The sequence below is a fragment of the Ectopseudomonas khazarica genome (assembly GCF_017915135.1).
In the GTDB taxonomy this organism is placed as follows: Bacteria; Pseudomonadota; Gammaproteobacteria; order Pseudomonadales; family Pseudomonadaceae; genus Aquipseudomonas; species Aquipseudomonas khazarica.
On the sequence record NZ_CP068551.1, the window covers coordinates 4,899,209 to 4,912,407 of the forward strand.

Sequence of the window (13,199 nt, forward strand, 5' to 3'; positions counted from 1 at the left end):
GCCGCCCGGCCCGCTCGCGCCGGCACATGCCCCCACGACCTACGGGCCGGCACTCCTGGTCTTCTCTGTATAGAGTGATTCAACCATTGGCTATATTGCCGTGGCCAGCGAGGGCTCACTCTGCTGCGGCGCTCATATTTCCGATCTTTTCAACAGGTTCTAGCAAGGCATTCTGCATTTCGAGGGACTTGCCTCATCTTATACAAACAGCCTGCAGGCACTGCACAAGGAACATCTATTCACTGGGAGTTTCTGGCTTCAGGCCAAGAGGTGCGTACGATGCTAAAAAACGCGACATTCCTGATTATCTGTATCGCACTGGCAGCGTTGGCCTGGGGCACCTTCCAGTTACTTGGAAATCATGCCTTTCTGATCATGCTGCTAATCACGGTGGCCCTGCTGGTCCGCAAGGCGAAGAGTGCGCGTATCAAGAGGCCTTCTGGAGACTGAAGAAATTCAATCATCACGTGAACTGCCTCTCCATGTATGTACACGCTCACTGCAGGACGACAATCTCTGGCAACCCAGAGCGTCCCACAGAACACCCCGACACTTCCAGATCGACACACTAAGATGCACACAATTTCTTCGTGTCGTAATGATCAAACTGGCCAACGCATGGCCTACAGATTTCTGGCGGCACTCGCAACGACCGGAACTCATACCTGCAGTTTAGGTAAACAACCACCACAACTTGAGAGGTAACACTCATGGCTTCAAAACAGGATATCTACATCAAGATCGACGGCATCCCCGGTGAGTCCAAGGATTCCAAGCACTCCGGCTGGATCGATGTAATTAATTTGGGCTACGGCGTTTCACAATCCTCCTCCGCCTTCTCCGGTGGCGGTAGCGGTGTGGGCAAGGCGGACTTCGCGCCGCTGACCTTCACCCACTACGTGGATAAAGCCACTCCGAACCTGATGAAGTACTGCGCCGCGGGCAAGCACGTACCGAAGGTCGAGCTGTCCTGCTGCAAGGTCGGCGATGGCTCGCAGGAATACATGCGCGTCACTCTGACCGAGTGCCTGATCACTCATGCCGGTCCGGCAGGCTCCACCAATGACGCGCGCATCACCGAAAGCGTCGCGATCTCCTACGGCATGATCACCGTAGAGGTCAAAGAGCAGAACACCGACGGCTCCATGGGCGCCTCGGTAACTGGCACCTGGGACGTCAAGCAAAACAAAGAGTAAGTCGAAGGACGTACGGCAGAGCCTGATGATCATAAAGCCGCCCTTGGCATGCACAAGCCTGCCAGCAAAGGCGGCCGGCAAGCACAGGCTCTTCCAACTCTCGGTCAGCCGCAAATTGCAAGAGAGAGGGAGCGACCAAAGCATAAGCCATAGGCACTCCTACAGAGGCCACGGGCCTGGCAGACACATCTAACAACAGGGCTCAACCGCCCCGAGCACAACTGAACATCCATTCAGCGATATATTTAAGAGCAGCCCCCAGCAACTTAGCAAACGACAAAACTCCCCAAGGCCGAGGCCCCAAACTTCATTCCACCAACCACAAACACTAGAGCACTACACCCAAGATCATTAGGATGTGCATTTCTCACACAAGGATACGAACATGAAAACCTTTGAGGCCACTTTAGCTACGGGAGGAGCCGTAGGCCACGTCATAGTTGGCGGCGGGGTATTTAACATTTACATCAAGGATATAGATAGCAACGAAACCGCACTATACACTGTATATGTACTGGGTATTGGGGTCGGACTACCCGCTTTTCGCGCCACCTCTCGCCCCATTACATTCATGATGGACGGCGATATAACCTGCCGCGACTTCGAAGGCTACGGCTATATCGGTGGCGCGTCACTTGAAGCAGGTGCCGGCTTAAAACTTGGCGGAGGAATGAAGATCCCAAACGGGCCATTGATTACATCATTTTTCGGCACAGACTATGGTGGCGTGGATATCAGCGTCTCACACAACGTAACCCGCTGGGCACTTTAACGAGAGGGCCTAACATGCTTATTATCGTCGTAGCACTACTAGTATTCCTAGGTTTAATAATATTCGTATTCTCCGAAAAATGCGCCCAAAAAATCAGTGCATTTTACCGTGCATACCCTTTAATAAGACTCGCCCCCGACCGACAGCTAGTCTTACACCCCCACTATGTAAAAGCACTGGGTTTTACGATAGTAATCGTAGCCATAGCAGTCGCTATCCTTAGTTAGCAATAGAGCCCCTACATAGTTTAAAACGCATGAAAAGAGTCTCTCGAAAACATTCATAGCCATTGAGGCACACTCTTCGATATATGTCTTTTCAGATCATCTCAGATGCACAATCCAAAAGGACTACATAAATGTCTTCACGCCAAGATGTCTACATCAAAATCGACGGTATTCCCGGTGAGTCCAAGGACTCCAAGCATTCCGGCTGGATCGACGTCATTGATCTGAATTATGGCATCACCCAGGCTGCATCGGCCTTCACAGGCGGAGGTAGCGGCGTGGGCAAGGCGAGTTTCGCGCCGCTGACCTTCACCCACTACGTGGATAAAGCCACTCCGAACCTGATGAAGTACTGCGCGGCGGGCAAGCACATACCGAAGGTCGAGCTGTCCTGCTGCAAGGTCGGCGATGGCTCGCAGGAATACATGCGCGTCACCCTGACCGAGTGCCTGATCACTCATGCCGGTCCGGCAGGCTCCAGCAATGACGCGCGCATCACCGAAAGCGTCGCGATCTCCTACGGCATGATCACCGTAGAGGTCAAAGAGCAGAACACCGACGGTTCCATGGGTGCATCGGTTACCGGTGCCTGGGACGTCAAGGGCAACAAAGAGGGCTGACCCCTCGCGGCTCCGGAGAACGCCGCGCAGCGAGCGTCCTCCGGCGGGGCACAGCCCCATGAACGGATTCGCAAGCCTGGCCCTGGCCGTCCGCACGACGCACACAGGCCAGGGCCACATTTGCCTTAGTGACCAGCGCACGACGCTGCCGCCCCAGAGCCTCGAAGAGGAGGTGAACCCATGAACCAATCGACCGATCCCGACCTGTTCCGAGTTCCCCTGGCCGAACAGGCCAGCCGCCTGATCCAGACGCTGCGCCAGGCCCCCGGCGACGCCAGGCTACGCGTGCACTATGCCCAGTTGTGCATGGTCATGGGCGAGTGGGAGCGGGCAGTCGGCCAACTGCAGACCGCCGCCCAGTTGACCCCGGAAGCCATCGCCATGGCCCAGGCCTATCGCGAGGCGATCCGCTGCGAGCGCATTCGCGAGCGCGTACTGCAGGGCGAATTGAGCCCAAGCACCATTGGTGAGCCCGCAGCGTGGCTGCAGACGTTGTCGCAATCGCTGACCAGTCGCGCCCAGGGCGATTCGGCGCAGGCGGCTGCACTGCAGGCCCAGGCCTTCGAACAGGCGCCCGAGACCCCTTTCCTCATCGACGACGAGCCGGTGCAATGGCTCGCCGACGCCGACTCACGCCTTGGCCCGGTCCTCGAGGCGTTCCTCAACGGCCACTACTACTGGATTGCCTTCGAGGATATCCGCACACTCGAACTCGACGCCCCCACGGACCTGCGTGACCTGGTCTGGACGCCGGCACGCCTGACACTCGTCAACGGCGACCAGCACCCGGTACTCATTCCCAGCCGCTATCCGTTGAGCCACGCCCAGGGCAACGATGCCTTGGCGCTTTCCAGTCTGACCGAGTGGCAGGCGCTGGAAGAGGACCTCTGGGCCGGTCTGGGCCAGCGCATGCTGGTCAGCTCGGCTGGCGAACACCCGCTGCTCGGCGTGCGCCGGATCACCACTCGGGCCAGCGCAGCATGAGCGCCAACGGCATGAACAAGACCGCCAGTGGCCGGCCACTGATGCCTGCCCTGCTCGATCGCCTGACCGATCAGGAACCGCTGCGCCGCGACGAGTCGCCACAGGCACGCAGCATCAGCAAGAGCGCCTATCGCAAGAGCGTCCTGCGCGATCTGTCCTGGCTGCTGAACACCATCAATATCGAGTCGAACACCGAGTTCCTGGGCGCCGAACGAGCACAGCATTCCGTGCTCAACTTCGGCGTACCGGCGCTCTCTGGTCGGCACCTGGACAACACCGACTGGCAGAATCTGGAAAGCGAGTTGCACCGCGCCATCAGTACTTTCGAGCCCCGGATACTGCCAGACTCGCTGCGCATCCGCGCCCTGCCGGACGCAGCCGGCCAGGCCTCGCACAATCGCCTGTCGCTGGAGATCAAGGGCCAGCTCTGGTGCGAGCCCTATCCGCTGGAGCTCCTGCTGCACACCCATCTGGACCTGGAGTGCGGCCAGGTCTCTCTGGAAAACCGCTCGGAGAGTTGACCATGGATCCCAGGCTGCTGGACTACTACAACGGCGAACTGGCCTACATGCAGGAGCTCGGGGCCGAGTTCGCCCAACAGTATCCCAAGGTCGCCGCACGCCTGGGCATGCGCGACATGGAGGTCGCCGACCCCTACGTGGAGCGGCTGCTCGAGGGCTTCTGTTTTCTCACCGCGCGCATTCAGCTGAAAATGGACGCGGAGTTCCCGCGCTTCTCCCAACGCCTGCTGGAAGTCATCTACCCCAATTACCTGGCACCGACCCCGGCGATGTGCATCGTGCAGTTCACGCCGGGCGAAATGAGCGCCAACCAGGAAAACGGCTTCGTCGTCTCCCGGGGCACGCGCCTGCAGGAGCCCAGCCAGGACACGCGCAAGACCCGCTGCGAGTTCCGCACCGCGCATCAGGTCGAACTCTGGCCCCTGACCCTGGCCGCCGCCCGCTTCGAGGGCGCCAGCAGCGACATCCGCATGCCCCGCTCGACCGCCCGCAAGCCAGTCAAATCGATGCTGCATCTGCGCTTCGAGGTCGGCGGCAATACGAAGAGCAGCATCGCCGGACTGGACCGACTGTCGTTGCACCTGCGTGACGCCGGCCACCTCGCCTCGCATCTCTACGAACTGCTCTGCGAACACACGCTGGCGGTCGCCGTACGCCCGCACGGCGCCACCAGCTGGAGCGTGCTACCGGGCACGGCCCTGCAACCGCAGGGCATGACCGATGAGGAAGCGTTGCTGCCTTACGACAGCCGGGGTTTTCAGGGCTATCGCCTGCTGCACGAGTACTTCGCGTTTCCCTCACGCTACCATTTCGTCGCGATCGACGGCCTGCGCAATGCCCTGGCGCAACGCCCCGGTGCCGACGGTTTCGAGCTGGCCATCCTGCTTGGCGAGGATGCCAGCGAGTACGAAAGCCTGGTCGGCCCCGAGCACTTCGCACTGTTCTGCACCCCGGCGATCAATCTGATCGACATGCGTTCCGACCGCGTACCGATTGCCGACAACCGCAGCGAATTCCACGTGGTGGCCGACCGCACCCGCCCCCTGGACTACGAGGTGTACAGCGTCGCGCGCGCCGAGGGCTTTGGCCAGGACAATGCCCGAGAGGCCGAGTTCCGCCCGTTCTACAGTTGCGTGGCGCAAGACCGTAGCAGCCACGGTGCCTACTTCTCGCTGCGACGCGAACCGCGCCTGCCATCGGACACCGCCCAGCGCCGAGGTGCCCGCAGCACCTACATCGGCTCGGAAGTGTTCCTCAGCCTGGTCGACCAGCACGAGGCGCCTTACGCCGGCACGCTGCGCCAGCTGGGCGTGGAAATGACAGTGACCAACCGCGACCTGCCGCTACTGATGTCAATCGGCAACACCTACGACCTGCTGCCGCTCGGCTCCCTGCCGGTTTCGGCCGTGCGCATCCTCAAGGGCCCGACCAGACCCCGCTCGGCAGTCGTCGACGGCGAGCTGGTCTGGCGTCTGATCAGCCAGCTGAGCCTTGGCTACCAGTCGCTCAACGACCTCAATACCCAGCAGGGTGCCGAAGCGCTGCGCGAACTGCTGATGCTCTATACCGCGCTTGGCGACCCGGCCACCGCACAACAGGTCAAGGGCCTGATCAGCTCCCGGGTCACCCCCGTTACCCGTCGCCTGCCCGGCGCAGGGCCGCTGATCTACGGCCGTGGGGCGGCCATCGATCTGGTCATCGACGAAGCCCTGTTCGCCGGCGGCAGTTCCTACTTGTTCGGCGCGGTCCTGGAGCGCTACCTGAGCCGTCACGTCAGCCTCAACAGCTTTATCGAAACCCGCCTGGACAGCGCCCAGCGCGGACGCATCGGCCACTGGGCACCACGCTTCGGGACAAGGCCCACGCTATGAGCAGAACCGAAGAGACCGCGCAGTTCTGGCAGCTGCTGGCCGAGCGACCGTATGCGTTCGACCTGTTTGCCACCTTGCGCCGGATCGAGTCACTGCACCCGGAGCGACCCCGCCTGGGACGCTCGCGTCGCCCCAGCCAGGACCCGGTTCGCCTCGGCCAGGCACCCTCCACGGCCTTCGCCCCCGCGACCCTGGCCGATGTGGACAACGGGCAGGCCCTGACCAAGCTGCGCATTCTCAGTTTCGGCCTGTTCGGCCCCAACGGCCCCCTGCCGCTGGGCATGACCGAGTACGCCATGGAGCGAGCCAACCATCACGGCGACGATACCCTGGCGGCCTTCGCCGACATCTTTCACCATCGCCTGATCCAGCTGTTCTATCGCGCCTGGTCGTCGGCGCAATCCACCGTCAGCCTCGACCGCGAGAACGACGACTTCACCCGCTATGTCGCCAGCCTGGTACATCACGGTCTGCCCGGCCAGCGCCAGCGCGACAGCGTGCACGATCACGCTCGCTGGAGCCACGCCGGGCACCTGTCGCGCCAGGTGCGCAACACCGAGAGCCTCGAACGCATTCTCGGCAACTACTTCGGCGTTGCCGTGCGCCTCGAGGAGTTCACCCCGCACTGGTTGCCGTTACCACGGGACCAGCGCACCCAGTTGCACCGACACAGCATGGCCCAGCTCGGCGTCAACACCGTCGCCGGCAAGGCCGTGCTCGACAAGCAGCACAGCTTTCGCCTGCGCCTGGGGCCGATGAGCCTGGAGAACTACCGGCACTTCCTGCCCGAAGGACGCAACTACCCGCAGCTGCTCGACTGGCTGTACAGCTACATCGGTATCGAATTTGCCTGGGATGTCCGCCTCGTGCTGCGCGCGACGGATGTCCCCAGCACCCGCCTGGGCGCAGCCGGCCAGCTCGGCCAGACCACCTGGCTGGGCAACGGTGGCGCCGCCGGCGACCGCGACGACCTGTTACTCAACCCTCCCCGGCGCGCCGCACGACATGCGCCGCATCCCACCACCTCAACGAGACCCCAACCATGAAGCGCTTCGGCATCCTGACCCGTTACCTGCTCCCGCTGGCCGCACTCGGTTTCACCCTTCCCAGCCAGGCGGAAGTCGACGGAAGCATGGCCTTCGCCCTCGACAGTATCTGGAACCTCGAACGGCCTTCGGTTTCGCAGATCAGCGACTCCTTCAGCAGCAAGACCTCCAAGTCCGGCACGACCTACAGGGCGTCTGCCCACAACACGCCGGACTACCTGATACACGGCGAAGAGGCCGCCTCGGTGCTGTACCGCTACAAGCGCTTCAACGCCACCCAGAGCCTCTGGGGCGACCTGCCACGACTGGACATGGAACATACGCGACTGCTCGAGCTGAGTATGCCGAAGAAGCGCTATCTGGCGTTCAGCGGCCCCGGCAAGGGACTGTTCTCGGTCACCGACTGGCAGCGCTACAGCTTCCTCCACGTGGTCGACGTCAGCACGCCGTCGGCTCCGGTCTACTATCCGCTGCTAGCCGATGCCTACCTGGGCGAGCGCGTACTGGGTCGCCTGGCCGGCTCGCCGACGCTCAACTATGCGCGCCTGGTGCCCTCCGAACTCGATGCGGTCGGGGACCCGAGCGCCTATGAGGTGAGCCTCTACGCCCTCAACCGCAAGGGCCTGGAGCCGGTCATGCAAGACGGCCACCCGCTCGCCTACGCCCTTACCCGCGAGGCCGGAACCTGGGAAATCACCCCGATCCAGGCAACGCCGGTCACCGACGCCCAGGACCAGGCCAAGCGCCCCTTCACCTCCACGGCTCTGCGCGTCGCGCCGCCGGCCGCCCCCCAAGTCGAGGCCAACGCACAATGAGCGAGATCAGCCGCGCCGCCCTGTTCGGCAAGCTCAACCCGGTTCTGTACAAGGCCATCGAAGGCGCCACAGTGTTCTGCAAGCTGCGGGGTAACCCGTACGTCGAACTGGTGCACTGGCTGCACCAGCTGCTGCAGCTGAACGATGGCGACCTGCAGCGCATCATCGCGCACTACCAGCTCGACCCGGCACGCCTCGAAGCGGACGTCGTACGCGCTCTGGACCGGCTGCCCAACGGCGCCACCTCCATCAGCGACCTGTCCGAGCACGTGGAAAACGCCGTGGAGCGCGGCTGGGTCTACGCCACCTTGTTGCTGCAAGAGAACCAGGTGCGCGGTGGCGCACTGCTGCTCGGCATCCTCAAGACGCCCAACCTGCGCAGCATCTTCACCGCCATTTCACCGGAACTGGCCAGGCTCAGCGCCGATACCCTGAGCGAAGACCTGCCGCGCCTGCTGCGCGGTTCGGCCGAAGACGGCCTGAGCAGCAGCGATGGCAGCCACCTGGCCGGTGAGCCCGGCGAGGCCAGCAACGCCCTGGCCAGCCAGGGCAGGCAGGACGCCCTGAAGCGCTTCGCCGTCGACCTTACCGAGCGCGCCCGCAACGGCGAGATCGACCCGGTCACCGGGCGCGACGACGAGATTCGCCAGGTCATCGATATCCTGATCCGGCGCCGCCAGAACAACCCCCTGCTCACCGGTGAAGCCGGCGTCGGCAAGACTGCCGTGGCCGAAGGCTTCGCCCTGCGCCTGGCCAGCGGCGACGTGCCGCCGCAACTGCGCGAGGTAGCGCTGCTGATGCTGGACATCGGCCTGCTGCAGGCCGGTGCCAGCATGAAAGGCGAGTTCGAACAACGCCTGCGCCAGGTCATAGACGAAGTCCAGGCCAGCCCCAAGCCGATCATCCTGTTTATCGACGAAATCCACACCCTGATCGGTGCCGGCGGCGCCGCCGGTACCGGCGATGCGGCCAACCTGCTCAAGCCGGCGCTGGCCCGTGGCACCCTGCGCACCCTGGGCGCCACCACCTGGAGCGAGTACCGCAAGTACATCGAGAAAGACCCCGCGCTCACCCGCCGCTTCCAGGTCATCCAGGTCGAGGAACCCGACGAGGCCAAAGCCATCGCCATGGTTCGCGGCATTGCCGGCGCCCTGGAGAAGCACCACCAGGTACTGCTGCTCGACGAGGCCCTCGCGGCGGCCGTGCAGCTATCGCATCGCTACATCCCCGCGCGGCAACTGCCCGACAAGGCCATCAGCCTGCTCGACACCGCCTGCGCCCGCGTGGCGATCAGCCAGCACACCGTGCCGGCCGAACTGGAACAGTGCCAGCGCCGCATCGAGATGCTCGAGACCGAGCAGGCCATCATCGCCCGCGAAGGCAGCATGGGCCTGGACATCGGCGAGCGCAGCCGCATCTGCCACGAGCGCCTGCAACATGAACAGCAGTTGCAGCAACAGCTGCAAGGCCGCTGGGAGCAGGAACGGCACACCGCCGAGCGCCTGCTCGACGTGCGCACGCAGCTGCGCGATGGCGACCTCGACGACAGCCAGCGCCAGGCGCTGCTCGACGAACACCGCCAGCTGCAGAGCGAGCTGGCCGCCTTGCAGGGTGACAACCCGCTGATCCTGCCGGCCGTGGACCACGCCGCCATTGCCTCGGTGGTGGCCGACTGGACCGGGATTCCGGTCGGACGCATGCTGCGCGACGAAATCAGCGCCGTACTCGGCCTGGCCGACACCCTGCAGCGCCGCGTGATTGGCCAGCAGCACGCCCTGGAGCTGATCGCCCGCCGCATCCAGACCGCGCGCGCGCACCTGGACAACCCGGACAAACCGATCGGCGTGTTCATGCTCGTCGGCCCCTCCGGCGTGGGCAAGACGGAAACCGCCCTGACCCTGGCCGAAGCACTTTATGGCGGCGAACAGAACCTGATCACCATCAACATGAGCGAGTTCCAGGAGGCGCATACCGTCTCCAGCCTCAAGGGTGCCCCGCCCGGCTACGTGGGCTATGGCGAGGGCGGCATCCTCACCGAGGCCGTGCGCCGCAAGCCCTACTCGGTCGTGCTGCTCGACGAGGTCGAGAAAGCCCACCCGGACGTGCACGAACTGTTCTTCCAGGTCTTCGACAAAGGCTGGATGGAAGACGGCGAAGGCCGCCAGATCGACTTTCGCAATACCGTCATCCTGCTCACGTCCAACGTCGGCACCGACCTGGTGATGAGCCTGACCCGCGACCCCGAGCTTTCGCCGGAGCCCGAGGCACTGACCAACGCCCTGCGCGAGCCCCTGCTGAAGGTGTTCCCGCCGGCCTTCCTCGGTCGCCTCAACGTCATCCCCTACTACCCGCTCAGCGACGGCAACATGGCCAGCATCGTGCGCCTGCAACTCGATCGCATCAAACGCAGGATCGAGCAGCAGCACGGCATCCCCTTCCAGTACAGCGACGACGCGGTGGAGCTGATCATTCGCCGCTGCACCGAAGTCGAGTCGGGAGGACGCATGATCGATGCGATCCTCACCCAGCACGTACTCCCGGTCATCAGCCGCCGTTACCTGCAGAGCCTGGCCGAGGACAGCGAACTGGCGTTGATCGCACTGGGTGCACAGCAACAGGAGTTCACCTACCACTTCGAGGTCCGGACGCCCGCAGCAGGTGCCTGAAACAACACAGCAGCCGTGCGTGTTCATAGCGCCCGGCAACCCTGCCCGGCGGCCGCTGGCTCGCCGGGTTCCGCGGAGGCTGCGGACTTGTAGACAGGATTCTCGAATTACGGAAAAACCGCCGCCAATTTGTGAGCCAAATCCTGTTCAGCCACCCGGCGAGTTGTCGCCCACCAGCCAAGCCCGGCAGAGTTCGCGCTGTCGGCCGCCAGCGTTTCAGCCAAGGCTGAGGGTGACGCATCAAAGGGATATGTACACATAGGGAGTCGTATTGTGAATCGTGCGTTCAACGTCACCACGGTGTTTGGTAGTGCGCTGCGTTTTTCCTCGCTGCGCGGGCATGAGGAAATTTCCCGGCTGTTCGAACTGACGCTGCTGCTCAAGAGCGAGCAGAAGAGCTTCGACCCGCAGGCCATTCTGGGCACGCCGGTGACCCTGGAGATGGAGCTGGCCGGCGGCGCCAGGCGCCACCTGAACGGCCAGTGCATGCAGTTCGCCCAGGTCGGCAAGCACGGTCGCCACTACCTCTACCAGGCTCTGCTCAAGCCCTGGCTGTGGTACGGCACGCGGCGCAGCGACTACCGCATCTTCCAGAACATGACCGCCCCGGACATGGTCAAGCAGGTGCTCGGCCAGTACCCCTTCCCCACCCGCTACATGCTCACGCGCAACTACCGCCTCTGGGAGTACTGCGTGCAGTACCGCGAGAGCGACGCCAACTTCGTCATGCGCATGCTGGAGAACGAGGGCATCTGGTTCTGGTTCGAGCACAGCGCCGGCGAACACGTGATGGTGATCAGCGACGACATCGGCCTGTGCAACCCCTACCCGGGTTACGCCAGCCTGCCGTTCACCCCGGACGTGGCCTACCCAGGCCAGGACCACCTGGACGTCTGGTCCGCCGGGGGCGCGCTCAAGCCGGGCCAGTACATGACCCACGACTACAACTTCACCATGCCGCGCTCGGACCTCGCGGTCCGCCGCGACCAGTCGCCCGGGCATGCCCACGGCAGCTACGAGATCTTCGACTACCCCGGCGGCTACACCAACCTGTCCGAGGGCGAGGCCTATGCCCGGGTGCGCACCGAAGAGCTGCAGAGCAGCCACCTGCGCGGCCAGGCCACCGGTTTTGCGCGCGGGCTGGCGCCGGGCTACCTGTTCAGCCTGGAGAAGCACCCCGACGCGGCGCAGAACCGCGAATACCTGATCGTCGCGGCGCACTACCAGTTCACCGACAACGACTACGAAGCCACCCACAGCTCCGACGAGCTGGAGCTGCGCATCCAGGTCGAGACCCATCCCTCGAACCAGCCGTTCCGCCCCCAGCGGCTGACGCCCAAGCCGCAGACCAGCGGCCCCGACACCGCCACGGTGACCGGCCCGCAGGGCCAGGAAATCTACACCGACGAGTTCGCCCGGGTGAAGGTGTCGTTCCCGTGGAACCGCTACTGCAGCAAGGACGAGAACAGCTCGTGCTGGATTCGCGTGTCTTCGCCCTGGGCGGGCTCGAACTTCGGCGGTATCCAGATCCCGCGCATCGGCCAGGAAGTGCTGGTCGACTACCTCAACGGCGACCCCGACCGCCCGGTGATCACCAGCCGGCTGTACAACGCCTTCCAGATGCCGCCGTGGCAGCTGCCGGGCAACGCCACGCAGTCGGGCTTCCTGACCCGTTCGAGCCTCGGCGGCGGCTACGAGAACGCCAACGCCCTGCGCTTCGAGGACAAGAAGGGCGAAGAGCAGCTGTGGATCCACGCGGAGAAGAACCAGGACATCGAAGTCGAGCACGACGAGACGCACTGGGTCGGCAACGACCGCAGCAAGACCATCGACCGCGACGAGACCAGTCACATCAAGCGCGACCGCACCGAGACGGTCGACCGTGACGAGACCATCACCGTGCACGGCAACCGCAAGGAGGAAGTCGACGGCAACGAGACCATCGACATCCACAAGAACCGTACCGAGACGGTGGATGGCCACGAAACCATCACCGTGCACAAGAATCGTACCGAAACGGTCGATGGCAACGAAAAGATCAGCGTGCACGGCAACCGTACCAAGACAGTGGACGGCAACGAGACCGACAGGATCGGCAAGAGCTGGTCGATCCAGGTGGGACGCAACAAGACCGAGACCATCAGCCTGGCCAGCCTGCAGAACGTCGGACTGGGCAAGATGGTCAACATCGGCGCGGCCTACAACCTCAACGTCGGCATGATGATGGTCAGCAACGTGGGCCTCAGCCGTACCGACAACACACTGAAGAACCATACGGCCACGGTGGGCGACGTCTATACCCAGACCGCCGGCGGCAACAGCACCCTGGTCATGGACGAGAAGAGCATTCTGCTGCAGGTGGGCAAGTCCAAGATTGTCCTGGAGGACAACGGCACCATCACCATCGAAGGTTTGAAGATCGCGGTCAACGGCACGGAACTGGTCGACGTAGACGCCAAGAAGATCGACCTCAACTAAGGC

Annotated in this window: 10 protein-coding genes; all 10 read left to right on the forward strand. The window is 63.3% G+C overall.

Annotated elements, in window-relative coordinates:
• Nucleotides 1-710 precede the first annotated feature (710 nt).
• The 10 genes from JLK41_RS23075 (at nt 711) to JLK41_RS23120 (ending at nt 13,196) form a co-directional block, all read left to right on the forward strand.
• Entirely contained in the window at nt 711-1,196 is a 486-nt protein-coding gene (locus tag JLK41_RS23075; protein WP_179555087.1) for an Hcp family type VI secretion system effector, read from the forward strand.
• 385 nt (nt 1,197-1,581) lie between these two features.
• The gene (locus JLK41_RS23080; protein ID WP_210389926.1) at nt 1,582-1,968 is read left to right on the forward strand and encodes a hypothetical protein; all 387 of its coding nucleotides are present in this window, start codon (nt 1,582-1,584) and stop codon (nt 1,966-1,968) included.
• A 358-nt stretch (nt 1,969-2,326) separates the two neighbouring features.
• Complete coding sequence (locus JLK41_RS23085) at nt 2,327-2,815, forward strand: Hcp family type VI secretion system effector (protein ID WP_210389927.1); 489 nt, start codon at nt 2,327-2,329, stop codon at nt 2,813-2,815.
• Nucleotides 2,816-2,995: 180 nt separating this feature from the next.
• Nucleotides 2,996-3,799 (forward strand): type VI secretion system accessory protein TagJ, encoded by an 804-nt coding sequence (locus JLK41_RS23090; RefSeq protein WP_047592652.1) that lies wholly within the window; start codon nt 2,996-2,998, stop codon nt 3,797-3,799.
• A gap of 11 nt (nt 3,800-3,810) precedes the next feature.
• The gene (gene tssE, locus JLK41_RS23095; RefSeq protein WP_210389928.1) at nt 3,811-4,320 is read left to right on the forward strand and encodes a type VI secretion system baseplate subunit TssE; all 510 of its coding nucleotides are present in this window, start codon (nt 3,811-3,813) and stop codon (nt 4,318-4,320) included.
• Between the two features lie 2 nt (nt 4,321-4,322).
• A complete protein-coding gene (gene tssF, locus JLK41_RS23100) occupies nt 4,323-6,191 on the forward strand; it encodes a type VI secretion system baseplate subunit TssF (protein ID WP_210389929.1) in 1,869 nt (622 codons plus the stop codon).
• Nucleotides 6,188-7,237: a type VI secretion system baseplate subunit TssG gene (gene tssG, locus JLK41_RS23105; RefSeq protein WP_080757128.1), complete on the forward strand. Its 1,050-nt coding sequence runs from the start codon at nt 6,188-6,190 to the stop codon at nt 7,235-7,237. Before tssF ends, tssG begins: the two co-directional genes overlap by 4 nt.
• Nucleotides 7,234-8,052 (forward strand): hypothetical protein, encoded by an 819-nt coding sequence (locus JLK41_RS23110; protein ID WP_210389930.1) that lies wholly within the window; start codon nt 7,234-7,236, stop codon nt 8,050-8,052. Before tssG ends, JLK41_RS23110 begins: the two co-directional genes overlap by 4 nt.
• Entirely contained in the window at nt 8,049-10,718 is a 2,670-nt protein-coding gene (gene tssH, locus JLK41_RS23115) for a type VI secretion system ATPase TssH (protein WP_047592643.1), read from the forward strand. Before JLK41_RS23110 ends, tssH begins: the two co-directional genes overlap by 4 nt.
• A 273-nt stretch (nt 10,719-10,991) precedes the next feature.
• Nucleotides 10,992-13,196, forward strand: coding sequence for a type VI secretion system Vgr family protein (locus JLK41_RS23120; RefSeq protein WP_210389931.1), 2,205 nt, complete (start codon nt 10,992-10,994; stop codon nt 13,194-13,196).
• Nucleotides 13,197-13,199 lie beyond the last annotated feature (3 nt).